The sequence below is a fragment of the Brevundimonas sp. C43 genome (genome assembly GCF_030732185.1).
GTDB lineage: Bacteria > Pseudomonadota > Alphaproteobacteria > Caulobacterales > Caulobacteraceae > Brevundimonas > Brevundimonas diminuta_C.
In genome coordinates this window covers 363,190-384,134 of sequence record NZ_CP132231.1, presented here as the reverse complement: position 1 = coordinate 384,134, position 20,945 = coordinate 363,190, and the positions used below count along the sequence as shown (strand labels likewise).

At 64.6% G+C, this 20,945-nt stretch carries 30 protein-coding genes; 17 read left to right on the top strand and 13 right to left on the bottom strand.

The window, feature by feature from the left end; all coding sequences use genetic code 11:
• Window positions 1-254: 254 nt before the first annotated feature.
• The 4 genes from Q9R14_RS02020 to Q9R14_RS02005 are packed head-to-tail and all read left to right on the top strand — an operon-like array spanning window position 255 to window position 1,836.
• Window positions 255-491 (top strand): hypothetical protein, encoded by a 237-nt coding sequence (locus Q9R14_RS02020; RefSeq protein WP_295191607.1) that lies wholly within the window; start codon window positions 255-257, stop codon window positions 489-491.
• Window position 492: 1 nt separating this feature from the next.
• The gene (locus Q9R14_RS02015) at window positions 493-939 is read left to right on the top strand and encodes a hypothetical protein (RefSeq protein WP_306003301.1); all 447 of its coding nucleotides are present in this window, start codon (window positions 493-495) and stop codon (window positions 937-939) included.
• Entirely contained in the window at window positions 939-1,646 is a 708-nt protein-coding gene (locus Q9R14_RS02010) for an SOS response-associated peptidase (protein WP_306003300.1), read from the top strand. The genes Q9R14_RS02015 and Q9R14_RS02010 overlap by 1 nt, the downstream gene beginning before the upstream one ends.
• Window positions 1,639-1,836 (top strand): hypothetical protein, encoded by a 198-nt coding sequence (locus tag Q9R14_RS02005; protein ID WP_306003299.1) that lies wholly within the window; start codon window positions 1,639-1,641, stop codon window positions 1,834-1,836. Before Q9R14_RS02010 ends, Q9R14_RS02005 begins: the two co-directional genes overlap by 8 nt.
• A gap of 360 nt (window positions 1,837-2,196) precedes the next feature.
• Here Q9R14_RS02005 and Q9R14_RS02000 read toward each other — a convergent pair whose 3' ends face one another.
• Both Q9R14_RS02000 and Q9R14_RS01995 read right to left on the bottom strand, forming a co-directional pair.
• Window positions 2,197-2,637, bottom strand: coding sequence for a DUF1810 domain-containing protein (locus Q9R14_RS02000; protein WP_306003298.1), 441 nt, complete (start codon window positions 2,635-2,637; stop codon window positions 2,197-2,199).
• Window positions 2,634-2,972 (bottom strand): hypothetical protein, encoded by a 339-nt coding sequence (locus Q9R14_RS01995; protein WP_306003297.1) that lies wholly within the window; start codon window positions 2,970-2,972, stop codon window positions 2,634-2,636. The genes Q9R14_RS02000 and Q9R14_RS01995 overlap by 4 nt, the downstream gene beginning before the upstream one ends.
• A gap of 139 nt (window positions 2,973-3,111) precedes the next feature.
• Here Q9R14_RS01995 and Q9R14_RS01990 point away from each other — a divergent pair, with 139 nt between their 5' ends.
• Window positions 3,112-3,867, top strand: a complete 756-nt coding sequence (locus tag Q9R14_RS01990) for a damage-inducible protein (RefSeq protein ID WP_306003296.1) — start codon at window positions 3,112-3,114, stop codon at window positions 3,865-3,867.
• 7 nt (window positions 3,868-3,874) lie between these two features.
• The gene (locus tag Q9R14_RS01985) at window positions 3,875-5,299 is read left to right on the top strand and encodes a DNA polymerase Y family protein (RefSeq protein WP_371929747.1); all 1,425 of its coding nucleotides are present in this window, start codon (window positions 3,875-3,877) and stop codon (window positions 5,297-5,299) included.
• Window positions 5,300-5,497: 198 nt separating this feature from the next.
• Here the strand turns inward: Q9R14_RS01985 and Q9R14_RS01980 are convergent, their stop codons facing one another.
• Window positions 5,498-5,779 (bottom strand): SemiSWEET family sugar transporter, encoded by a 282-nt coding sequence (locus Q9R14_RS01980; protein ID WP_055807903.1) that lies wholly within the window; start codon window positions 5,777-5,779, stop codon window positions 5,498-5,500.
• A gap of 227 nt (window positions 5,780-6,006) precedes the next feature.
• Between Q9R14_RS01980 and Q9R14_RS01975 the strand changes: the two genes are divergently transcribed.
• The 5 genes from Q9R14_RS01975 to Q9R14_RS01955 all read left to right on the top strand — a co-directional run bounded on the left by Q9R14_RS01975 (window position 6,007) and on the right by Q9R14_RS01955 (window position 8,632).
• Window positions 6,007-7,152 (top strand): DUF3182 family protein, encoded by a 1,146-nt coding sequence (locus Q9R14_RS01975; protein ID WP_306003294.1) that lies wholly within the window; start codon window positions 6,007-6,009, stop codon window positions 7,150-7,152.
• 29 nt (window positions 7,153-7,181) lie between these two features.
• Complete coding sequence (locus Q9R14_RS01970; protein ID WP_306003293.1) at window positions 7,182-7,907, top strand: S9 family peptidase; 726 nt, start codon at window positions 7,182-7,184, stop codon at window positions 7,905-7,907.
• Between the two features lie 109 nt (window positions 7,908-8,016).
• Window positions 8,017-8,217 carry a DUF2171 domain-containing protein gene (locus Q9R14_RS01965; protein WP_306003292.1) on the top strand — a complete coding sequence of 67 codons (201 nt, stop codon included), beginning with the start codon at window positions 8,017-8,019 and terminating at the stop codon, window positions 8,215-8,217.
• Window positions 8,217-8,432 (top strand): hypothetical protein, encoded by a 216-nt coding sequence (locus tag Q9R14_RS01960; protein WP_306003291.1) that lies wholly within the window; start codon window positions 8,217-8,219, stop codon window positions 8,430-8,432. The genes Q9R14_RS01965 and Q9R14_RS01960 overlap by 1 nt, the downstream gene beginning before the upstream one ends.
• On the top strand, window positions 8,429-8,632 hold the full coding sequence (locus tag Q9R14_RS01955) for a helix-hairpin-helix domain-containing protein (protein ID WP_306003290.1): 204 nt from the start codon (window positions 8,429-8,431) through the stop codon (window positions 8,630-8,632). The genes Q9R14_RS01960 and Q9R14_RS01955 overlap by 4 nt, the downstream gene beginning before the upstream one ends.
• Before the next feature lie 140 nt (window positions 8,633-8,772).
• Here the strand turns inward: Q9R14_RS01955 and Q9R14_RS01950 are convergent, their stop codons facing one another.
• The 7 genes from Q9R14_RS01950 to Q9R14_RS01920 are packed head-to-tail and all read right to left on the bottom strand — an operon-like array spanning window position 8,773 to window position 15,101.
• Entirely contained in the window at window positions 8,773-9,627 is an 855-nt protein-coding gene (locus tag Q9R14_RS01950) for a glycosyltransferase family 2 protein (RefSeq protein WP_306003289.1), read from the bottom strand.
• A complete protein-coding gene (locus Q9R14_RS01945; protein ID WP_306003288.1) occupies window positions 9,624-10,205 on the bottom strand; it encodes a class I SAM-dependent methyltransferase in 582 nt (193 codons plus the stop codon). The genes Q9R14_RS01950 and Q9R14_RS01945 overlap by 4 nt, the downstream gene beginning before the upstream one ends.
• The gene (locus Q9R14_RS01940) at window positions 10,198-10,902 is read right to left on the bottom strand and encodes a PIG-L family deacetylase (protein ID WP_306003287.1); all 705 of its coding nucleotides are present in this window, start codon (window positions 10,900-10,902) and stop codon (window positions 10,198-10,200) included. The genes Q9R14_RS01945 and Q9R14_RS01940 overlap by 8 nt, the downstream gene beginning before the upstream one ends.
• A complete protein-coding gene (locus Q9R14_RS01935) occupies window positions 10,899-11,999 on the bottom strand; it encodes an acyl-CoA dehydrogenase family protein (RefSeq protein ID WP_306003286.1) in 1,101 nt (366 codons plus the stop codon). Before Q9R14_RS01935 ends, Q9R14_RS01940 begins: the two co-directional genes overlap by 4 nt.
• On the bottom strand, window positions 11,996-13,027 hold the full coding sequence (locus tag Q9R14_RS01930; RefSeq protein WP_306003285.1) for a glycosyltransferase: 1,032 nt from the start codon (window positions 13,025-13,027) through the stop codon (window positions 11,996-11,998). Before Q9R14_RS01930 ends, Q9R14_RS01935 begins: the two co-directional genes overlap by 4 nt.
• Window positions 13,024-13,947, bottom strand: a complete 924-nt coding sequence (locus Q9R14_RS01925) for a glycosyltransferase family 2 protein (RefSeq protein WP_371929776.1) — start codon at window positions 13,945-13,947, stop codon at window positions 13,024-13,026. The genes Q9R14_RS01930 and Q9R14_RS01925 overlap by 4 nt, the downstream gene beginning before the upstream one ends.
• Window positions 13,948-13,973: 26 nt before the next feature.
• Window positions 13,974-15,101 (bottom strand): glycosyltransferase, encoded by a 1,128-nt coding sequence (locus Q9R14_RS01920; RefSeq protein ID WP_306003283.1) that lies wholly within the window; start codon window positions 15,099-15,101, stop codon window positions 13,974-13,976.
• Window positions 15,102-15,346: 245 nt separating this feature from the next.
• Between Q9R14_RS01920 and Q9R14_RS01915 the strand changes: the two genes are divergently transcribed.
• On the top strand, window positions 15,347-15,646 hold the full coding sequence (locus Q9R14_RS01915) for a hypothetical protein (protein ID WP_306003282.1): 300 nt from the start codon (window positions 15,347-15,349) through the stop codon (window positions 15,644-15,646).
• A gap of 82 nt (window positions 15,647-15,728) precedes the next feature.
• Complete coding sequence (locus tag Q9R14_RS01910; protein WP_371929746.1) at window positions 15,729-16,493, top strand: Crp/Fnr family transcriptional regulator; 765 nt, start codon at window positions 15,729-15,731, stop codon at window positions 16,491-16,493.
• Window positions 16,494-16,553: 60 nt separating this feature from the next.
• On the opposite strand, the gene Q9R14_RS16340 is transcribed toward Q9R14_RS01910, so the two are convergent.
• Window positions 16,554-17,312 (bottom strand): Crp/Fnr family transcriptional regulator, encoded by a 759-nt coding sequence (locus tag Q9R14_RS16340; RefSeq protein WP_371929745.1) that lies wholly within the window; start codon window positions 17,310-17,312, stop codon window positions 16,554-16,556.
• 167 nt (window positions 17,313-17,479) lie between these two features.
• Here Q9R14_RS16340 and Q9R14_RS01900 point away from each other — a divergent pair, with 167 nt between their 5' ends.
• From Q9R14_RS01900 to Q9R14_RS01890, 3 genes are read left to right on the top strand one after another with little or no spacing between them, the layout of a single operon-like run.
• On the top strand, window positions 17,480-17,665 hold the full coding sequence (locus tag Q9R14_RS01900) for a hypothetical protein (RefSeq protein WP_306003279.1): 186 nt from the start codon (window positions 17,480-17,482) through the stop codon (window positions 17,663-17,665).
• A complete protein-coding gene (locus Q9R14_RS01895) occupies window positions 17,662-18,267 on the top strand; it encodes a cysteine hydrolase (RefSeq protein WP_306003278.1) in 606 nt (201 codons plus the stop codon). The genes Q9R14_RS01900 and Q9R14_RS01895 overlap by 4 nt, the downstream gene beginning before the upstream one ends.
• Window positions 18,264-18,530: a hypothetical protein gene (locus Q9R14_RS01890; protein WP_306003277.1), complete on the top strand. Its 267-nt coding sequence runs from the start codon at window positions 18,264-18,266 to the stop codon at window positions 18,528-18,530. Before Q9R14_RS01895 ends, Q9R14_RS01890 begins: the two co-directional genes overlap by 4 nt.
• Before the next feature lie 9 nt (window positions 18,531-18,539).
• Here Q9R14_RS01890 and Q9R14_RS01885 read toward each other — a convergent pair whose 3' ends face one another.
• Window positions 18,540-19,253 carry a Crp/Fnr family transcriptional regulator gene (locus Q9R14_RS01885; protein ID WP_306003276.1) on the bottom strand — a complete coding sequence of 238 codons (714 nt, stop codon included), beginning with the start codon at window positions 19,251-19,253 and terminating at the stop codon, window positions 18,540-18,542.
• A 43-nt stretch (window positions 19,254-19,296) separates the two neighbouring features.
• Window positions 19,297-20,211: a manganese catalase family protein gene (locus Q9R14_RS01880; RefSeq protein WP_306003275.1), complete on the bottom strand. Its 915-nt coding sequence runs from the start codon at window positions 20,209-20,211 to the stop codon at window positions 19,297-19,299.
• Window positions 20,212-20,389: 178 nt separating this feature from the next.
• Between Q9R14_RS01880 and Q9R14_RS01875 the strand changes: the two genes are divergently transcribed.
• Window positions 20,390-20,935 carry a hemerythrin domain-containing protein gene (locus Q9R14_RS01875; RefSeq protein ID WP_306003274.1) on the top strand — a complete coding sequence of 182 codons (546 nt, stop codon included), beginning with the start codon at window positions 20,390-20,392 and terminating at the stop codon, window positions 20,933-20,935.
• The last annotated feature ends 10 nt before the right edge of the window (window positions 20,936-20,945 follow it).

Sequence of the window (20,945 nt, the reverse complement as noted above, 5' to 3'; positions counted from 1 at the left end):
AATTTGCTGATGCTGGACAGATCTCCTGATCTGCCGGCATCGATCAGATGGGAGCTATTCCTCGGCCCGCTGCGATTGGGTAGGCCCTTGCCGCAAACCGGCCTTTCTCAAAGTCCGCAACGAGTCAAGGCCAGACGTAGCTGGAGCGCTGACGCCTGACCTTGTTGGCGATGGCGCTCGAACGCGGTCTTTGCGCGTTCGCGACTCCACATTCGTCGGCCTGCGTGTCAGGGTTCGGCCGGGAGGACCGACTGATGGCGACACGCAAGACCCTCATCAGATGGCGCGCCGGCGTTCGCCTTCAACGCATCGAGCATCTGGCTCGGCAGCAGGTGGTCCAGTCGTCCTGGCGGCTTTCAACCCTACGCCAGAACCAACCACGCTCGTTTGCCGATGAGACGGAAGCGGAGGACGCCTTTGACATGGAGGTCATCGCTTCGCTGACCGATCCCATCATCATGGACATGCAGCGTCGCGGACTGATCGACTGAAATGGCGGCCAAGCTGAAGGTCTTCACCTGGTCCGACGGCTTCCATGCCTTCACCGTCGCCACAAGCTCGCGACCCAAGGCTTTGGAAGCCTGGGGCTCAAAGCAGGATCTGTTCGCAACCGGCCTGGCCAGCCAGCTTTCCGGCGGACCAGATTACGAGGCCGCCCTGGCCTCTCCTGGCGAGGTCGTCGAGCGCGGCCTTACGATCGATGTCGGCAAGATCGGCAAGGCCAAACCCGCCAAACCTCGGGGACCGTCCAGGGCTAAGGCCGCCAAAATTGAAAAGCTGCAGGCGGCGCTGGCCGATCTGGATGAACGCCATCAGGCGGTAAGGACTGATTTTGAAGAACAACAGGCCACGCTGAATCAGGCGCGTCAGGAGGCAGAGGTGACCTATGAGGCGGAGCGCAAATCCCTGGCTGCGGCCCTGAAAAAGGCCAGAGCCTGATGTGCAACCTGTACCGCCAGCGCTCCGGCCCCCAGGCCATACTGGACGCGGCGAACGCCATGCGGTCGACCGTCGGAAACCTCGCGCCGGGCGACGTCTATCCCGACTATCCCGCGCCGATCGTGCGCTGGGAGGGCGAAGAGCGCATTCTGGCTTCGGCGCGCTGGGGCATGCCGTCATCCCAGAAGATGATCTTCGACAATGCGACGAAGCGCGCCGACAAGCTAAGGGCCAAAGGCGGCGAGGTCGACTTTCAGAAGATCCTCGAGTTCGAACCCGACAGCGGCACGACTAACGTCCGCAACACCCGCTCCAGCCATTGGCGCCCACATCTGTCGCCGGCATCTCGATGCCTGGTGCCTTTCACCGCCTTCAGCGAACCCGGCCGGGACGCGGCCGCAAAATACCAACCCGTCTGGTTCAAGCTTGCGGGAGACGAACCCAAGCCGCTCGCCTTCTTCGCCGGCATCCACCTCCAAGCCCACACGAGCGTCCGCAAGATCAAGACCGGCATGGAGACGATCGACGTCTTCGCCTTTCTGACGACCGAACCTAACGCCGAGGTCGGCGCGGTTCACCCCAAGGCCATGCCGGTGATCCTGACGCAGTCCGACGAGATCGAGGCCTGGATGACGGCGCCGTGGGAAACGGCCAAGGCGCTTCAGCGCCCGCTGCCCGACGGCGCACTGGCGATCCTTAATGCCTGACCCTGAAGAACACTTGGAAAGCGCAGATCAGGCGCACGCTGCGCCCTATCGTCCGGAAGACTTCACCAAACTCCAGCCAGAGATCCCGACCCTTTTCCAGAGGACGTGGAGCCGTCTGAAGATCGTCCTCCTCGGCATCGTCATCACCAGCGTCCTCGCCTTCTGCGGTCGTCTCGCAGGCGTCGGCTGACGGACGACCAAGCGTCCCAATCCCATACGCCCGTACGCCCGTTCATCCACTCGCTCGCGAGCGCATGGCGACTCGATTTAGAAGCCTCGCCATGACGAGTGATGAACTGAATGACGCGTTGGATGCACTCCAAACCGCCGCGGCGGACGACGAGACGCTTCTGCCGGGTTTGATCGAGATCAGCGTCGATGACTGGATCCAACGCCTAGCTGAGATGCAGACGGCACGGCCGAAGACCATCGTGGACGGCATTCGGATTCGCGACATCATGGTCGCCGTCACCGGCGGATCGATCACGCGCACACTGACCCGGCCGCCAACGACGATAGAACATCGCGCGGCCGGGAGTTCGCCGCGCCATCAAAGGTGGTCTGGTCCAAGCCGGGCGGACGCCACCAGGTCCAACGTCATGGGATCAGGCGACGCCTCCCAACGTGCGAGCGCCGCATCGAACACACTCGGATCGGGCGCCACGGCGGCGAACAGCGTCATCGACGAGCGGAACTTGAGATCGTCGGGAGATCCGAACAGCTGATGCACCGACGCCGCCGGCGCCGTGGTCGCGGTTTGGGCTGCGCGGATGAGACGCGCCCCTAAAACGGGCTGCAGCAGATAGGCGTGCGCCTCCGCGAGCGATCCGATGCCATAGAAGGCGGCTGTCGAAGACCGTCCCAGCGACCGGGCCTGGGGAAAGACGAACCACATCCAGTGGCTTGTCTTGCGACCCGCCGCGAGCTCGGCCATCGCCGTTTCGAACACGGGGTCTTGAGCTAGGACGAAACGGTCGAGTGCTGTGGTCATTCGGCCGTCTCGCCCAGACTGGCGAACCAATCTGCATAGGGGGTGTTTCGCGCCATGTGTCGATTGAGATCCGGCGAGCCGTCGGTCCACCACACGGGGCCCCGCTCACCCAACCCCACCTTGGCCTTGTCGACGCTACGCCTCGCTGCGACCAATGCATCCGTATCCTCAGCCTCCAGGGCCGTCCGCACCGCCCGGCGCGCCGACATCAGATCATGCACCAGCTCGTCCCTCGCCTCCGCCGACAGAGCAGGATTGGAGCACCGCCACAGCCGGCCTCGCACCACGAAATAGCGGCCGTCGGGGGTCGTGGGATATCGGAGGGGCTGCGTCATCGTCGGGACAACGCACAGCGAACCGGGATGGCGCCGCCCACAGGGCGATCCACAACGCCGTTGCGATCCGCCTTGACTCTCACACGCTTGAATAAGAACAAATGCGGAACATTCAGCTCGCATTCGGTTTCAGGAGAACATGTACGCCGCCTCCCCATCCTTCCAGGCGCTCCGCGCGGAGATTGCACGCATTGAGGCGGGTCGACGTCCGCCTGGCGGCGTGCTGCCGTTCGGCCTGGCCGCGCTTGATCGCCGGCTGCCCGCCGGCGGCTTGGCGCTCGGCGCGCTGCATGAGGTGGCTGGCGGCGGTGATGGGGCCATCGACGGGGCCGTCGCCGCCTTGTTTGCGGCCGGTGTGGCAGCGCGCACCCAGGGGCCGGTGCTCTGGTGTGTGACCCGCCCGGACCTGTTCGCGCCGGCGCTGGAGCAGGCGGGGCTGTCCTCGAACCGAGTCATCTATGTGGAGGCCGGCGACGAGGCCGGATTGCTGGCCGCCTTCGAGGACGGCCTGCGTCACGGCGGCTTCGGCGCGGTCGTCGGCGAAGTGGCCCGCCTGTCCATGACGGCGTCGAGGCGGTTGCAGCTGGTCGCCGAGGACACCGGGTCGCTCGGACTGGCGGTCCGACGATGGCGACGTCAGGCCGAGGCGGCGGACTTCGGCCAGCCGACCGCCGCAGCCACCCGCTGGCGGGTCACCGCCCTGCCCTCCGCCCCCCTGCCCGTGCCCGGCGTCGGCCGCCCGCGCTGGTTTGTCGAACTGATCCGCTGCCGCGCCGGAGCCTGCGCGGATTTCGAACTGGAAGCCTGCGATGAGAAGGGTCGTCTCGCTCTACCTCCCCACCTGGCCGACCGATCGGCTGCGACGCCGGCTTGGACCCGACGCGCCGTCGCCTGATACGCCGATGGTCCTGATCGGGCGCCAGGGCCGCAAACGCGTCGTTCTGGCCGCCGACCCCGCCGCCCGCGCCCATCGCCTGTATCCCGGCATGGCCGCGACCCAGGCCCGGGCCCTCGTCGCCGATCTGGTCGTTCATCCCTTCGACCCCGCCGGGGACGCGGCCGCCCTGGACCAACTCGCCCTCTGGTCGCTGCGGCGCTATGCGCCGATCGTGGCCGCCGACCCGCCTGACGGCTTGGTGCTCGATGTCACCGGGGCCGGTCACCGCTATGGCGGCGATGAGGGCCTGCTCGAGGATCTGATCGCCCAGACCTCCGCTGTCGGTCTGGGCGCCCGCGCCGCCCTCGCCGACACCTGGGGCGCCGCCCACGCCTTGGCCCGCAACCTTGCCCAACCGACGATCGTCGTCGCGCGCGGGGGGCCTGCTATTCGTCGCCTGCCCTTGCGCGCTTTGCGCCTGCCCGCCGACATGGTCGATGGCTTGGTGCGTCTGGGGATCGACACCATCGGCGAGCTGGAAGCCAAGCCTCGCGCGCCATTGGCCCTGCGCTTCGGACCGGAGTTGATCCGTCGCCTGGATCAGGCCTACGGCCGCGCCCATGAGCCGATCACCCCGATCGACGCCCCGGAGTTGATCCAGGTCCGACGGGTCTTCGCCGAGCCGATCGGCGCGCCCGAGACCCTGGCCCGCTACACGCTCAAACTGGTCGAAGCCCTGAGCGGTGCGCTCGAAGCTCAAGGGCTGGGCGCGTCGCGGCTCGACCTGCGGTTTGAACGGATCGACAACCGGACCGAGGCCATCCGCGTCGGCCTGGCGCGCCCCGTCCGCGATGTCGCGCGGCTAACACGCCTGCTCTGCGACAAGATCGAAACCGTCGATCCTGGCCTCGGCGTGGAGGCCATGGTCCTGGCGGCGCCGGTCGTGCTGCCGCTGGACTGGTCGCCGAGCGCCGGTGATCTGGGCGGCCCGGCGACCCCGGACATCGGCGATCTCGTCGATCTGCTCGCCAATCGTCTCGGCCCGCAGAACCTGTACCGGCTGGCCCCGGCGCAAAGCGACGTGCCCGAACGCTCAATCCGCAAACTGCCGCCGACCGCGCCGCCGGTGTCTGAGACATGGACCCGTCGCTGGCCGCGCCCTTCCCGGTTGCTCGCCCAACCCGAAGCTATCGAGGCCGTCGCGCTTCTGCCCGATCAGCCGCCGGTCGCCTTTAGCTGGCGCGGCGTCCGTCATCGCGTCAGGCGCGCTGACGGCCCTGAGCGGATCTTCGGCGAATGGTGGCGGCGTGACGGCGAACGCGATGCCGTGCGCGACTATTTCCAGCTTGAAGACGAGGCTGGGCACCGCTTCTGGGTCTTTCGACGCGGCGATGGCGAACAGTCTCAGACCGGCGATCTCACCTGGTGGCTCCACGGGCTCTTCGGCTGACGCCTTTCGACCGGGATCAATGTCAATCTCGAGTGGTCCGCGCTGTCTCGGAATCGCTGACCGTCGGCCTTGGCTGCCGCTTGTTGATCGGACAGCTAGCATGTCTGCATGGCTCTCCCCAGCAATACCGATTGTACCGGGCCCCGTCTGACAGGCACCGGGCAAGGCGAAGGATACGCGGTAGCCGGTAGATGCAACCTAATGCTCGTCAGGATCGCCATCGCGAAACCGCCACTTCATGATCAGGACGCAGGCCGCCATAACCAGGGCAAAACTGTTCGACACCGTCACCGGCCAGGCTCGGGTCATGACGCCATAGACCACCCAGAGGATGAAACAGGTGACGGTGAGCGAATAGGTTTTGAGGCTGACCGAAGACGCGTCGCGCTCTTTCCAGATCTTGAGGGCTTGGGGCGCAAAGCTCGTAATTGAGCAGACCGCCGCCGCTGTACCCACGATATTGGCTGTCAGGTCGCTCATGGATGGGCAACGACGCCCCCTGGCTCACCGTTCCTGTGTGCGAAAACGCACCTCTTCAGTGGCGAAGCCGCTCGGGTATAGGACATTTCCCACCCTGATTAGTGCCACGTCGCGGCACCGGCCTGTCGTCCCAATGACGACGCGCCGGATCGCGCAAAAAGAAAAGTTGGCGTGCTGAACCGTTGATAGCTCTTTGGGTTGACCCTTGGCAGGGAGCGCTGACCGCCATGACCATTGTCAATCCATCGGGCGTCGCCCCGATGCCTTCATTCACCAATGCGGCCGCGCTCGCCGGCATCGCGCTTTTCGATCCAGACGGACACAATCCAGGCAATCTGCATGATCAGGCGTCCAGAGAAATGCTTGTTTCTCGCCTGGCGCGCCTTCTGCGCCTCCCGGTCATTGATGTCGTTGAAGATGCGGAAGACGTCGGACCCGACGTCTTGCTGGTGCCTCGCGACACCTTGGTCGGTGAAGACATGATCTCGCGCACGGTCTTCACCTCAAGCAATCTGTTGGGCGGCCGCGTGCCACACCGCTTCATCGCCACCAAGGCAATCACCCACGGCCTGATCGATCGGTCCGCGACCTGCCCGACCGGCTGGTCCAACACCATGGCCGAACGTCTGGGGGATGCGGCTCTGGAAGGCTACACCGCCTTCTCCGTCGACGACGCAATCGAAGCTGGTCGACGCCTTCTCAAGACCGGGCCTGTCCGCGTCAAGGATGTCCTGGCCAAGGCAGGTCTGGGCCAGACGGTCGTCGAAACGCCCGAAGCGCTCATCTCCGTCATCGCCGATCAGGACGAGGCGCAGATCGCCGCCTTCGGCGTCGTCCTTGAAGAAAACCTGCTCGGCGTCGAAACCTACAGCGTTGGAACCCTGTCGGTCGGCGGACTGCGCATCAGCTACGTTGGCGATCAACGGGAAACGACGGACCACAGGGGACGCGAGGTATACGGCGGTTCACGACTGAGGTGCGTCAGGGGCGATCTCGATCGACTGACCCACCTCGGCTTGACCCCCGAGGCGGTGGAAGCGGTGCGTTGCGCCGCCGTGTTCGACGACGCCGCTCAGCGCGCCTATCCCGACTTGGTCCTGACCCGCCGGAACTATGATGTCCTCGCCGGCAAGGATGCGCGAGGGCGAAGGCGTGTAGGCGTGCTGGAGCAGTCGTGGCGGGTCGGCGGGGCGACGGGCGCGGAGATCGCCGCACTCGAGGCGTTTGCCGCCTCGCCGGCGCTGACCTCCGTCGAAACCGCAACGGTCGAAGTGTACGGCCTCGCCGATGTCGGACCGGAGGATGTCGTCTATTTCCGGGGTGAGGACCCCAACGTCGGGCCGATGACGAAATATGTGACGAGGACGGCGTGATTGAACCTGACGACGTCGAGGAAGGGCGGGTGCGGCTGTCTGTCGACGGACAGAAGCTGACTGGCACGCTTCTGACGCCGGAATCCCCCGTGCCGGGTTTTCTGTTTGTCCACGGCTGGGGCGGCGATCAGGAAGAGGATCTTGGCCTGGCCGAGGATCTCGCTCGACTGGGCTGCATCTGTTTCACCTTCGACCTTCGAGGCCATGCCGAGAGCGATGCGAGCCGAGACGAGGTCACCCGGCAGAACGGGTTGGACGACGTGACCGCGGCCTATGACTACTTGGCGTCCCAGCCCCTGATCGATCCCGGTGCGATCGGCGTGATCGGCACGAGCTACGGAGGCTATTTGTCGGCTCTGCTGACGAGCATCCGTGACGTGCGCTGGTTGGCGCTGCGTGTCCCGGCCCTCTATCCGGACGCGCACTGGGAGGTCCCCAAGGCCAAGCTCGATAAGGACGCGGTGCGCGCCTATCGACAACAGCTGCGAACGCCGCAGGAAGACAAAGCGCTCTTGGCCTGCGCCGCGTTCGAGGGCGACGTCCTCATCGTGCAATCGGGGAAGGACGATCGCATTCCGCCCGAAGTCATCGCCTCGTATCAGGCAGCCTTCAAGAACGCGAACTCGTTCAGCCACAGGATCATCGCCGAAGCGACCCATGCGATGCGCGATCCCGCCCATCAGCGGCTTTACGCCACTCTGCTCATGAACTGGGTCGAGGAAATGGTGCGGGCTAGCCGCCGGTCTTATCGGTGAGGCTCTCGCCAGCGTCCAGCCCAGACGCACATACACAGCCCCGCCGCTTTCGTCTCTGGAACGCCGCGCGTCGCGCCTCGTTGATGGCATAGGCAAACGGAGACCCGCCATGATCGACCTCTCGAAAATCAAAGAGCATATGGAAGTGATCGGCGCCGACAGCGGATCGCACAGCGATCACCATCATTACCTTTCTGGCGGCCTTGTCGCCGAGGTCGAGGGCAATCAGGTGCGCCTGTCCGCAAACGCCAACAATGCCGCTCTCCTCGAGGAAGAAGAGGCCGGCGAAGCGATCACAGACCTGAAATAGTGTCGGTGATCCAGGATAATGATGCTGTCGCCGCCCGGCTTTTGGCCATCCGCGAGCAGCTGACGACCGAAGTGTGGTTGACCGCAGCGGCCGCCGCGACGTCCGGCGACCACGAGCGCATCCGTGATCTGGTGAAGTTGAAGGTGGATATCGAAGCCATCGACTTCGCCCTCGGACACCGGCCGGCCGGCACAGTTGACGAAGACGAGAGATGATCGACCTCAACACCGCCAGCGCCGACACGTTAGACGGAATTCAGATGTTGCGCGGCCATGGGTTTGAGATCGTTCGCTATCGTGAGGAAAGAGGTCGTTTCACCAGCCTTCGGCAGCTGGATGAGGTACCGGGTCTGAGCGGCAAGACTGATGGCGTTGAAGCGCACGTTTCGATAAAAGCCACGAGATCAACGACCTAGCCACCTTCGCAATAACGACTCCACTGCGTGGCCGCCCCCTAATCAAGATCGCTTTTCCTCTTGGGAAGTCGGACACTGAACTGCGTCGGCTCGTTGAGTTTCATAAGTACGGCGAGCCTGCGACTTAAAAGACGGTAGTCCTAAAAGGGATTTTCAGGATCTTTTCGCGCGGCGGCGATTTCGGTCGGCGTAGGGTCGCGGTGGATGGTCAATCCCTCCGACGACCAGTCGACCAGTCCGAGATCCGCCATCGCCTTTAGCCAACCGTCCATTGGCCAGATCGACCAGGCGGCGTGAAAGCGTTTGGCGTTGGCGATCAGGGCGCGGAAGTGCTGCAGGGGCGGATCATAGCCCTCATGGTGCTGGTGGAAGACCGGTGCGCCGCCGGCGAAGATGAGCGGCAAGCCTTCTCGCGCGATTCGAAAGCCTAGGTCCGTATCTTCGGCGCCGTAGCCGACATAGGTTTCGTCAAACCCACCAAGCCGATGGAAGGTCGAGCGACGGAGCGCGAAAGCCAGAGACCAGAACAGGCCCGGATTGCCCTCCGGGCTTTCGCCTTCCCGTGGAAAGGGGCGCACGGGATGGGGTCGCCCGGCGGCGCTCAGATCGACTTCCGACAGGGGGCCCCGCCGGACGGCTCCGGCGGGGAGATAGAGGACCTCTGGACAGACGACGGCGTCATGCTCGGCGAGCACGGCCTGCATCCGGTCGCAAACTGCCGACGACACGATGCAATCCACATCCAGAAACAGCAGGCTATCGCCTGAGGCCATGGCGGCCGCCAAATTTCGGGCGGCGGCCAGCGGCAAGTCGTCGCCCGCCAGACGTTCGATGCGGACCGGAAAATCCACCGGCGGCAGCGTCACCGGCGCATCGCTCATGTCGACGACGATTAGTTCATCGGGCGGCGTGGCGCTGAGGGACAATCCCTCGACCAGTCGGTCCAGATGGGCTTGCCGGTTGCGAACCAGCGTGAGCGCGGACAGGGTGGTCATTGGCGGCTCCACAAATCCAGCCGATAGTTCGGATGCCGCTCGGCGAGATCCACTTTCATGACAGCCGACAATCCAAGCCAGAGGCGTTCCACGGCGTCGTCGGCGGTCTGGGGATAATCGGTCTCGCCGGTCCAGTGCACCAGAAGGACGCGTCCCCCCTCGACCAAACCGTCGGCGATGCGTTGCGCCGCAAGGTCCAGATCGGCGTCGCTCCAGTAATAGGCCACCTCGGACAAGACAACGAGATCCAGCCCGTCCAGAGCCGGACAGTGCCGGGGGAAGGCCGCGGCCTCGAACCGGACGTTCGGCCGCCCCGACAAACGCTGACGCGCCCGCTCCAAGGCAGTCGGACTGACGTCGATCGCCAGCAGACGGTCGCAGACCGCGCTCAGCCGCTCGGTCAGGACGCCACCCGCACAGCCGACCTCGAGCGCCAAAGCCGCTCGCCGCGCCGACAGGGCGGCGGTGGTGCGATCGAACTTGGCGGCCTCATAGGGGCTAGAGGCCAGGTCCCACGGATCGGCGTCCTCGGCGAAGATGCCTTCGAAGTAGGCGGCGGGAAGCGAGCGTTCAGCCATAGGCGTCGCGCCGGTAAAGGGTGTCCGAGGCGGCGCGCAGCCCCCTCTCCTTCTCAAGCCGGAACCCTTGGCCGAACATCGGCGTCAACTGACTTTGATGGCTCGATAAGGCGTACGCTCTGAGGCCGGCCCTTAGAGGTCGCGTCGTGATCCGCAGTTTCGCCTTGGACGGAGCCGCCCCCCACACGACGTAATCGAAAACGGCGACCGGCCGGCGAGCCGTCACGGCCGCGCGGCGCGCCAGCTGGGCTGCTGCCTGATGATCGCAATGGGGATCGTCTGGTCCAGTGACGGCGATCGCATCGACGCGCCGATCGCGGCACAGGGCGGCCAGACGACGCGCGGTCGCCTCGAATACCGTGCTGCCAGGAGAAGCTGGCTGAGCATCAGGCCAATCCAGAAACACGGGCGCCGCAGCCGCATCCCCCGCCAACCGTCGAACCGCGCGCCCCGCCTCCAGGCGTCGGGTCCGGACAAGCCTCGCATGGGAAGCCGTGTCCGGATGGTCGTGCGAACCCGCGCCGTCGGTGAGGATCACGACGCCTGCCAAATGTTGCGTCGCCGCCGCCTGATGGATCAAGGCGCCGGCGCCCAACGTCTCGTCGTCGGCATGCGGAGCAACGACCAGCCACCGCGCGGATCGCCAGGGTGAACGCTCCAGCGCCAGGGTCGCCAGTCGGCCGGTCTTCTCGCTCACCATAGGGCGTCGCCCTCGCCCCAAAGATCGCGATCCAGCCAGGTCTTGGCCGCCTGATCCTTCGCATAGTCTGGTCCGGCCTGCCGAAGATAGAGGCTGAGATCGCGGGTGATCTTGTCGATGCGCTCGCCGTCGAAGGCGCTGCGCGTCCCGACCGACCGCGCCGCCAATTCCATGACATCGAGGGCGCTGCGTTCGACGACGCCGCGCGTGGCGCGGGCGAAATCGCCGGCGTCCGGCGCTTCGGAGGCCGCGCGGATCGCGGCTTCGCGGACCCAGAGCCAAGCCGTTCTCGCCGCAACCACTGCATCGGCAAAGCGCGAGCGGTGGATGGGATCGGCGCGCGCGGCGTCGGACAGCGCGTCACGCATCGCCATGACCAGGCCTTCGACGCCGCCCAACTGCACCGCCGTAAATCGCCAGGCTCCCGCCGTGAAACGCGGTTCGCGATCATAGTCTCCGGGACGTCCGAGCCGCTGATCGGCATCGACCGTCAACCCGGTCACCTCATAGCGCCCGCTGGTCGTCGCGCGCATGCCGCGGACGCGCCATCCGCTCAGATCGGCCCTGTCGGGTTCGTTCGCCGGCACGACGATCAACTGACGTTCGCCCTGTTCCGGCTGGGCGGTGATGATCGCATATTCCAGTCCGCCCGCGCCGGTCGCGAACATCTTGGCGCCCTGCAGCCGGTCGCCGACCAGACGAACGCCGGGCGGCGGTTCCGTCGCCCAGACGCCGAACCAGCCGCCCTGCGCCAGAACCTTCCCAAGCCAAGCCTTCTGGGCCGGGTCCGCGTACCAGTCGAACAGCGCCAGGGCGTTTACGTGTCCTTCGAACAATCGGCCGACGCTGAGATCCGACCGTCCCACGCTGCGTAGAGCGTTCATCAAGGCCAAGGCCTCGTGGAGTGGATCGTCATAGGCCGTTCCGCCGCTTTGGACCGGAGCGAACCGTTTACCCCAACCCTCCGAGGCGAGCAGCGTCATACTCTCAGCGGGATATCGCGGCGCGGCGTCGTAGCGGGCACCCAGCGCCGCCAACCTGACCTCAAGTTCCAGAGGCGATGACGCGGTCGGCGTTGCTTCCAGGGCTGTCATCGGCGTGCCTCAAATTCTGATGCGAGGTCGACAAGCCAGGGTCCGGCGGCGCCAAGTCCCTGCCCGCTGATCTGCTGCCGATCAGCGGGTGACAGTGAGAGTGCTGACTGAAGGATGCCCGGCCATTCGTGAGCGTGCGGCCACTGCGCAAGAACGACGGCGGAGCCCAAATCCGCCAACCGTGCGGCCTTCGCGATCTGCTCATTATAGGCGCGAGGCTCGGGAAGACAGACGAAGGGCTTGTCGGCCGAAACCACCGCATTCAGCAGGCCGTCTCCCGCGCCTCCGACGATGATCTCGGCCTTTTGGATCTCATCGCCGATGGCGTCGATCCAGCCCGCCAGCTTGAGGTTGGGCGGCATGACCGGTGGAGGCTCGATCGGCCCAACACCGTTCCACATTTTCTCGGGCGTTGCCTCTGCAGCCGCCGCCAGCTTGGCGCCATCCAAGGGATCGCTACCCCGCCCATGAACGACCAGGACGCCTGATCCACGCTTCAATCCTGAATCGCGCCGGGGGGCGAAGTAGTGCGTCTTATCGCGCACCTCGCCGGCCCCCATTCCATCCAGCTGTTCATGAAAGGGCGCAAGCAAGGCTTCTGCGCCGCGGAAGGCGTCCAGATGCGCCGGATCCGATCGATCGCCCGCGAGGCGGACGTAGACGACAGGCGTCGCACACAGCCGGGCCAGCATCGCCATCTCGACTGACACATCGATAACCATCAGAGCCGGCTTGGTGTCGCTGATCCACTGAGCGAACCGAGCGGTTCGCGCGCGGACGCCCGCGTGATGATAGGGGGCGTAATGCAGCGCCTGAGGCCGGACAGGCGCTTCATCCTGGCCGGAGAAGCGGTCTCCCTTATGGGGCCTGTCATCCTCCAGATCCACGCAGGCGATGTCTCCTGTTCGCCCTTTCAGTCCCGTTCCGAGCAGGACAAAGCGCTCGGGCACGGCGGCGGCGATTTCCAGAGCCCGCTGACGGTGGCCGTCGCCCTGATGGTGGACATAGTAGCCGATCGGAGCCCTCACGCTGCGGCTCTCGCAACGCCGTCGGCCCAACTTCGTAAATCCATGTCGAGCGGCATGGCGGGCAGCCGGGTTTCCAAAGCCGTCAGCCGCCTGCCGCTCGTCGCGTCGTGACGCTGACCCCGGCGCCACCTCGCCCGCTGCCGCCAATGCGAAAAATCAGGCGCCATGATCGGACCACCGTTCCGCGCCTGATCCAACAAGCGGGTCATATCCTCCGCCATCCCCCCGGCGGCGCGGCCCGTAGTTCGTGCCGACACTCGTGTCCACACCGCCAAGGGGTGCACAAGCCTGGCCCCCTGCGCTTGAGCGGCGATCACAAGCGCCCGATCCTCGCCCGTCGGCTGTTCCGGCACCCCGCCGGCTGATCGATAGGCCGCCGTCGTGATGGCGAGGCTGGCCCCGGTGTGATCGCCATGCCGAGGCGCCGGGTCATGCGGCGCAGGGTCGATCTCGTCCTCGATCGCGCGAACTTCACGCCAGTACGCGTCCCATAGTCGACGCAGAGCCGCGACATCCGCCGAGATCGATTCCGCTTCATCCAGCACCAGCCGTCCGCCCACCAGATCTGCTCCATCCGCGACGGCTGCGAGATTGGCGGACAGCCAGTTCGGCGGCGGCCGCGTGTCGGCGTCCGTCGAGATCAGAACGCCATTGGGTTGATCTGCGAGACGCTCGAGACCGGCGGACATGGCCGAACGGCGCGCTGAGCCAGCATGCGCGCGATGCTCTGGGAAGGTCTGCAAATCGACGACGATGTCCAGTCGATCCTTCCACCGATCGGCCGCTGCCTGCGCCTGATGGAGCGAACCGTCCGTGGAGTTATTGATGCAGAGCGCGACCGAAATCCTGCCTGGAAGATCCTGCACGGCCAGGGCGGCCAGAAGCACAGGAAGACGCCGTTCCTCATTCCGCGCGGGCACGCAAACGCAGAAGGCCGGTTCCCCCGTCACGCGATCAGCCGATCTTCGAGCGCGTCATTGGCTTGGATCTGACCCGCCGCAGCCGCCTGGATCATCTCGCCATAGAGCCCTTCATAGGCCGTGATCATCCGGCGCACATCGCAGGCCGCCTCGGCGCGCGCGCGGCAGGCCGACCGAGACAGGCCGACCGCCTGCACGATGGCGCGCGCCAGATCCTGCACGTCGTCCGCGCGCGCCAGGGCGCCGCAGTCGGGTGTCAGAATCTCGGGAATGGCGCCGCGCGCGAAGGCGGCGACGGGCGTGCCGCACGCCAGCGCTTCGGCCACCACCAACCCGTAGGGTTCGTCCCAGCGCGGCGTGCAGACGAAGGCGGCCGCCTGTCCGATCTCCTGCGAGAGCCTTTCGTGATCGAGGTGGCCGATATAGGTGGTTTCGCGCGTCAATCTCGGAGCGATCTCGGCATCGAAATAGGCCTGATCGAGGATCGGGCCCGCGAACCGCAGGGCGACACCCGCCAATGCCGCCGCGTCCAGCGCCAGATGCAGACCCTTCTCGGGCACGATCCGCCCATACCAGATCAAATGCCCAGGTTCGTCGTGATGCGCACGCCACGGAAAGCGCTCCAGATCGATTCCGTTCAGAATGACCTGATCGATCGGCCGCACCCGACTCCATTGTTCACGCATCGCCTCCGACACGCCGACGAACCGTGCGGACGGCGCGCTCGCTTCGCGGATACCGCTTTCCAGCCAGCAAAACGGCGGCGTGTGGAGGGTGGTGACCATCGGCATGGGCAAGGTCTCGGCCATCGAGACCGGCAGATAGTGCAGGCTGTTGTTGTGGATGACGTCGAACGAACTGCGACGAAGCCGGCTCACCAATGACAGATAGGCGTGATGCTCTCGGAAAAAGGCGACGTCGCCCGCCTCCGCCGTCCCGACCTTGGCGATTTCCGTCTGGTCGCAGATCGCCTCCAAGCCTAACTCCGGGTCGGACAGGGTCGCTGCAAACAGAGTGACGTCATGACCGTTCAGCCGCAGTTGGCGACAGAGGAGATGCGTATGCATCTCCAGCCCGCCGGCGAAGGGTTCTGCGATCGGATATTTGAGATGTGCGATGACGCCGATGCGCATCCGTACCGCCGTGATCGACAACCCGATCCCCCTCGGATCGGTCCATGGCGTAGAGCCTGAAGGTCAAAGCTATGCCGCGGCTATTCGTTCCTGTGTGCGAAAGTGGTCTCAGGCAGATGGGAGGCGTTCGGCCTTTGGAGCCAGCGGAACCAAGCGCATTAAATTGAGATGATCTGATGCACTCTCGCGAGTGCTGCGGAGAGCGGTCAGCCTTGGAGCGATAAACTACGCAGCGCGTTCAGTGGACTAGCTAAAAGCACCCAACCATGACCGACCTTGTCGTCTCCACATTTGCAACCCGTAGAGACGCCGAGCTCGTGGTCGAACGGCTCGTTCAAACCCATGGCATGGAACGAGAAGCCATTCAGGTTGCCCCTGAAGGCGAGGCGAACACGGTTGGAGACAGGCCTTCGGGCGGAGACGTCGAAGGCGGCAGCCCCAGCGTCAGCTCTCGGTCGGACGTGCCGATCGCCGGGCGTGTCAAAGTCGTCGTGTCTGCAGAAACCGATGACGAGGAACAGGCGATACGCGCCGCATTCGTCGAATTCGGCGCCAAGGACGGATGACCCACATGCGAGCCGGCCATCGGCTGCGTCGCGTTGATCCTATGACGAGGGCTGAAGCGTCCCGGCGACCCTGTTCGCAAGGATGACGTCCGTGGAAGCGCTCATCGACGTCAAACTTCACCGCCTCGGCGACCTCTCGAGCGACGATCGCGGACGACTTGCAGGACTCCTGACTGGACGCCGTCGCGCCGCAGCAGGCGAGGCCTTAGTGGAAGAGGGCAGTCGACCCACATTCAGTACGCTGCTGCTCTCGGGATTTGTCGGCCGAGTTTCGACCCTGGCGGACGGCGGTCGTCAGATCACAGCGATAAACCTACCTGGGGACTTCATCGATCTGCATGGTTTTCTTCTCAAGACGATGGATCACAGCCTTGTTGCCTTGTCTGACGTCACCGTCGCGGTTGTCCAGCACGCCGACTTGAAGCGTGTGACCGAACACGCCCCTCGTCTTGCGCGAGCGCTTTGGCTTGAAACGCTGATTGATGCGGCCATCCACCGACAGTGGCTGGTGGCGCTGGGGCGCAGGGACGCAGTGACGCGGCTGGGTCAGCTGATTTGTGAGCTCTACCTTCGTTTGGAAGCCGTCGCCCTCGCCCAAGACCACACCTTCGAATGCCCTCTCACCCAATCGGACCTGGCGGATATGCTGGGGATGTCGAGCGTCCATGTGAACCGCTCGCTCAAAGTCCTTCGCGACACGGGCCTGGTACGATGGCGGAATGGTCAGGTGTCGATCAACGACTGGACAGCTCTGACCAAGCGCGTCGCCTTCGACGCGTCCTATCTCGATCTGAAGCTGTCATGGTCCTCAAGCGGCGCGTCGATCGCGAGACGGCGGACGGCCTAAATCTATCCGAAGCGGATTAGCGCCCGGCCGCTGGGCGCATAAATCTCCACGCCTGCGTCGTCAGACGCTCGCGATCCAGTCTCGACCGGACACATAATGCCTGACCGGCAGCCCAGCGACGCGACGAAGCCGATCGACATCGAGAAGCGAAATCGTCTGGTCGGACCGTTTGATCAGCTTCAGGCGATCCATCTCGCGGAGAGTTCTATTCACATGCACCGGCGTAACGCCGATCAGGTCGCCGAGATCGCGCTGGGTCAAGGGCATGTGAAAGATGCCGCCCGGCGCATCGCCGCGTTCGGACAATCGATCGAAGAGATTGGTCAGGGTGGCGGCGATGCGAACATGGGCGGGCGCCTGACCAACCACAGCCAGACTTTCCATCAACGCGACGCGCTCCTTCTGCGCGCTCAGAAAGAGCGAAAGCGCAATCCGCGGATAGGCCTCGAATGTCGTCATCAGCCGGGACCTTGATATGGCGCGCACGGCGATGGGCGTCATGGCGGTCAGGCAGTCGACCGTCGCCGTCAGGCATAGGCTCGGCGCTCCCAGGAGATCGCCCGGAAGATGGACCTTCACGATCTGCTGCTTGCCCGATGCAAGCGCGACAGACGATGCGACCCAGCCCTTGGTCAGGAGATAAAGGTGAGAAGGTTCGGCCGCCTCATGACGCAACACGTGGTGACGAGGCCAATGCTGGACCGGCTCGAGAAGTCCGGCTAGCGCGACACGCTCGCGAGACGACAGAGCGCCGAATTCCCCCAACCGGCCCGGCTTACCGGACGGCGAATCGATTGGGGGCGGCAGGTCCTCATCCATGCCCCGCGTTCCCTCAAACCCGACAAGCCTGCACTAACCCATGTAAAGAGCAGTCCGACCCATCGCAGAGCGAGCGTTTGACGGGCTGAAAGCCTGTCCAGAATCGCACCTATGAAACCCAGCGGACGCACCAGGATTGGTTGTCTTTTGATCGGTGAAAAGGCGACATGACCCGACGCACCCCACACACGGATACGACTGATCAGACGCGCGGCTTGGCGCAGGGCGGTCTGGGCGGACCCGAGGACGAATTGCTCGACGCGGGACAGGAGGAGGTCTTCTCCCGCACCGAAGTCGAGCAGGGCGTGAGCGAACACCACCGGGGTGAAGAGACGCCAGGACGTAGCCCGTGACACACGGCCTGAAGACGCGCATTCCGAGAACAACGGCGCACCTCTGCATCGATATGCAGCGCATGTTCGTGGAAGGGACCGAATGGCATACGCCTTGGGCAGCCAAAACCCTTCCGGCTATCGAGACGCTATGTTCGGCAAGGCCTGAAAAGCTGTGGTTCACCCGATTCATCCCCGCCGCAACGCCCGACGATGCCTCGGGCGCCTGGCGCGACTACTGGCGGCGTTGGTCGACCATGACGAAGAACGCGCTCGATCCGGCGCTGTTGGATCTGGCGCTTCCGCTTCAGCGGTTCGCGCCGCCCGCGCAGATCGTCGACAAGTTGGTCTATTCCGCCTGGTCGGGCACGCACCTACATGCGGCGCTTAGAGATCAGGGTGTCGATACGCTCATAGTAACGGGGGCGGAAACTGACGTCTGCGTTCTCTCGACAGTGCTTGGAGCCATTGATCTGGGCTATCGCATCGTGGTGGTCAGCGATGGGGTCTGCAGTTCGGCTGACCAACCTCACGATCACCTTCTGGCGCTCTACAGCGACCGCTTCAGCTTGCAGGTCGAAACTGCTGCATGCCAAGAGGTGCTGGAGGCCTGGGTCGCATGACAGCCCATCCTCCCATTCTGCGCTATCAGCTGCGCTACCGTGATGGCGGAGAGCCGGAGACCTTGATCGCTAACGACATGGCTGAAGCCATGACCCAGGCTTCCCAGCGCGCGAAAGCGATGGGTCAGGCTGTCGCCCTGTGGCGCGATGGTCGGTGGATCGCCGACGTCGATGCAGCCCAGTCGCCGCTCTCGCCGGACTTGATCGCAAAGCTCGTCCATGCCGGCATCTATGTGTTCGGCGGACCGTTCCGAGACCGGTGATGATCTGATCTAGGCCGCCTCGGCCGCCATCGCCTTGGCCAACGCTGGATACCGCGGACGATAGTGACAGCAGGCCAAGCTCGCGAGACTGGCCTCATCCTTCAAAAGGATACGTCCCCGCACAGTGCGTAGGGCGCCGGCGGCGCGAAGGCTCTGACACGCCTGATTGATGCTGGATCGCCGCAGGCTCAGCAACTCACCGATATTCGATTGTGACAGAGCGATCTCGAAGCCCCCGGTAGCGCGATGAATATCCAGAAGAAAGCTGGCGACGCGAGAGATCGACCCATGCGACATGGCGCACCTCAACCGCGCCTCCATCGACTTCAGTCGTTTGACGCCGCCGGCAAGAAGAAACTGAACGCCTTCCTCACCCGCTTCCCGGCAGAAGGCCGCCACGGGCGCCCGGTACAGCGAGCCGTCTGTCAGCCACAGCCCTTGGCTTCCCCCTGCGATATCGACCAGATCGCCCGCCGCAGCGACGCCGCAATGGGTTCCCCGCTTCCCGTCATCGAGAAGAAGACAGCCCTCGAGAACGACAGCGATCTCGCCTTCCGGACGATAGGGGCCGCCCGACATGACGGGAGTGATCTCTCCAAGGCGCAGCGCGCGACTGCGACTGTCGAAGGAAAGCGTGTCGAACGCCCGCCACAACGAAAGAATTTCCTCGCGTGGCTCTAGACCTGGCGAGGTCTCTCCGGACGGTGTCGCATGATCGAGCATAGGCGCATCCTGCGACTTTCCGGGCTTCGCGCACTTACATGGGTTAACTGACGCTTTCGTCCTCGATCAGCTCAGTCGTGGTCCCTGCGCCAGGTCCCGCCCCGAGATCAGCGCCGGTCACAGGATTGCTGTCGGGGTCCGAAACTGTTCGGGCGGCAAAGGCTTGGACAGCGGCGGCGTCCAGTTCGCCGAGTGAAACGCTGGCGGAGCCGTCGCCGCCGTCCACGGCGCCCTGTTGTTCACGGTCGTCGATGAACTCCCACTGCTCCCCCTCATTCCAAGGCCCGCGGACATCGCCCTCGCCTTGGGACATGTCGTAGTATTTGTCAGCGAAGGCGGGCAGGCCGACCAGTTTGCCCGCCGGGAAGTTCGGCTCCATGGCGTAGAGGGCCTTCTCGAAAGACTTCTGATGCGCCACTTCGCGCGTCATCAGGAAGTTCAACGCGTCCTTCACGCCGGGATCGTCCGTGCAATTGATCAGGCGTTCATAGACGATTTTGGCTCGGGACTCGGCGGCGATGTTGGAGCGTAGATCGCAAGCGGGATCGCCGATCGAGTCGATGTAGGCGGCGGTCCACGGGACACCGGCCGAGTTGATGAGGGCAGGCGCGCCGCCATAGAGAATGGACGTCGTATGACTTTCACCGCCGCTGTTCAGTGAGGCGTACAGATCCGCCTCCTCCATTGCGGCTTCAGCCATCTGGCCTTTCACGCCCCGGTTCAGCATGGACACGATCGAGCCGATGACCTCGAGGTGGCTCAACTCCTCCGTGGCGATGTCGAGCAGCATGTCTTTGCGGCCCGGATCTTCATCCGCCAAAGCCTGGGTGAAGTAGCGCATAGCTGCGGCGAGCTCGCCCTGCGGCCCTCCGAATTGTTCAAGCATCAGGGTGGCAAGACCCGGGTTCGGTTCGGCTACCCTGACCGTATACATCAGGCGCTTGTTGTGCATGAACATGGTTGGCTCCTTGGGGTCGAAGCCGAGCTAACCGGGCCATTTCGAGTGCTGTTCCGAAGGTCGGTTTTCGAACCTTAATCCCTTTACTGTCGAGCACAGACATTGGCTGTGCCCGTTATTGGACAGTCGGAACGGACAACTCCGAGCGGCTCTTGAACCTTCTTTCACGGGAGGTTTGATGTCCCTCATCGACAAGGCGCTCGCCGCCGTCACCCCGCAGCCTGACGACGAGACGCGCAAGGCGGCGACGGAAAAGGCCCGGGCCGCCTCCCAGGCTGGAGACTGGCTTTCGCTGGTGCTCGATCATCACGACGCCATCCGCGCCGCCTTCGCCTGCGGCCGGACTGCCAGGACCGCCGTCGACAGAAACGCCGCGCGCGATGCCCTCGCCGTCGTACTGAACGGCCATGCGCTGGCCGAGGAACTGGTCCTTTATCCCGCCCTCGGTCAGGCCGGCGAAAAGATGCACGCGGCCCACGCCTATCTCGAGCAGACGACGACGAAGGCTCAGATGGCGGAGCTTGAAAACATCGCGCCCTCAAAGCCCGCCTGGCTGGACAAGTGGGCCCACATCGAAGGCGCCGTTCTCACCCATATGTTCGAGGAAGAAAGCGATTGGTTCCTGACGCTGAAGGCCAAGGGCGACCACCAGGTCCGTCTGGCCTTTCGTTACGCCGAAGAATTCGAACGCTACGCTGGCGCGCCTCAATCTCAAGCCGCCTGATCCCTACCGT

Coding starts and splice junctions, on each gene's coding strand:
- Q9R14_RS01875 (WP_306003274.1), top strand. CDS start 20,390: ATGTCCCTCATCGACAAGGCGCTCGCCGCCGTCACCCCGCAGCCTGAC.
- Q9R14_RS01935 (WP_306003286.1), bottom strand. CDS start 11,999: ATGACAGCCCTGGAAGCAACGCCGACCGCGTCATCGCCTCTGGAACTT.
- Q9R14_RS02010 (WP_306003300.1), top strand. CDS start 939: ATGTGCAACCTGTACCGCCAGCGCTCCGGCCCCCAGGCCATACTGGAC.
- Q9R14_RS01890 (WP_306003277.1), top strand. CDS start 18,264: ATGACAGCCCATCCTCCCATTCTGCGCTATCAGCTGCGCTACCGTGAT.
- Q9R14_RS01910 (WP_371929746.1), top strand. CDS start 15,729: ATGACGTCCGTGGAAGCGCTCATCGACGTCAAACTTCACCGCCTCGGC.
- Q9R14_RS02020 (WP_295191607.1), top strand. CDS start 255: ATGGCGACACGCAAGACCCTCATCAGATGGCGCGCCGGCGTTCGCCTT.
- Q9R14_RS01980 (WP_055807903.1), bottom strand. CDS start 5,779: ATGAGCGACCTGACAGCCAATATCGTGGGTACAGCGGCGGCGGTCTGC.
- Q9R14_RS01985 (WP_371929747.1), top strand. CDS start 3,875: ATGGTCCTGATCGGGCGCCAGGGCCGCAAACGCGTCGTTCTGGCCGCC.
- Q9R14_RS01995 (WP_306003297.1), bottom strand. CDS start 2,972: ATGACGCAGCCCCTCCGATATCCCACGACCCCCGACGGCCGCTATTTC.
- Q9R14_RS01885 (WP_306003276.1), bottom strand. CDS start 19,253: ATGCTCGATCATGCGACACCGTCCGGAGAGACCTCGCCAGGTCTAGAG.
- Q9R14_RS01975 (WP_306003294.1), top strand. CDS start 6,007: ATGACCATTGTCAATCCATCGGGCGTCGCCCCGATGCCTTCATTCACC.
- Q9R14_RS01900 (WP_306003279.1), top strand. CDS start 17,480: ATGACCCGACGCACCCCACACACGGATACGACTGATCAGACGCGCGGC.
- Q9R14_RS01915 (WP_306003282.1), top strand. CDS start 15,347: ATGACCGACCTTGTCGTCTCCACATTTGCAACCCGTAGAGACGCCGAG.
- Q9R14_RS02015 (WP_306003301.1), top strand. CDS start 493: ATGGCGGCCAAGCTGAAGGTCTTCACCTGGTCCGACGGCTTCCATGCC.
- Q9R14_RS01955 (WP_306003290.1), top strand. CDS start 8,429: ATGATCGACCTCAACACCGCCAGCGCCGACACGTTAGACGGAATTCAG.
- Q9R14_RS01945 (WP_306003288.1), bottom strand. CDS start 10,205: ATGGCTGAACGCTCGCTTCCCGCCGCCTACTTCGAAGGCATCTTCGCC.
- Q9R14_RS16340 (WP_371929745.1), bottom strand. CDS start 17,312: ATGGATGAGGACCTGCCGCCCCCAATCGATTCGCCGTCCGGTAAGCCG.
- Q9R14_RS02000 (WP_306003298.1), bottom strand. CDS start 2,637: ATGACCACAGCACTCGACCGTTTCGTCCTAGCTCAAGACCCCGTGTTC.
- Q9R14_RS01950 (WP_306003289.1), bottom strand. CDS start 9,627: ATGACCACCCTGTCCGCGCTCACGCTGGTTCGCAACCGGCAAGCCCAT.
- Q9R14_RS01965 (WP_306003292.1), top strand. CDS start 8,017: ATGATCGACCTCTCGAAAATCAAAGAGCATATGGAAGTGATCGGCGCC.
- Q9R14_RS02005 (WP_306003299.1), top strand. CDS start 1,639: ATGCCTGACCCTGAAGAACACTTGGAAAGCGCAGATCAGGCGCACGCT.
- Q9R14_RS01880 (WP_306003275.1), bottom strand. CDS start 20,211: ATGTTCATGCACAACAAGCGCCTGATGTATACGGTCAGGGTAGCCGAA.
- Q9R14_RS01990 (WP_306003296.1), top strand. CDS start 3,112: ATGTACGCCGCCTCCCCATCCTTCCAGGCGCTCCGCGCGGAGATTGCA.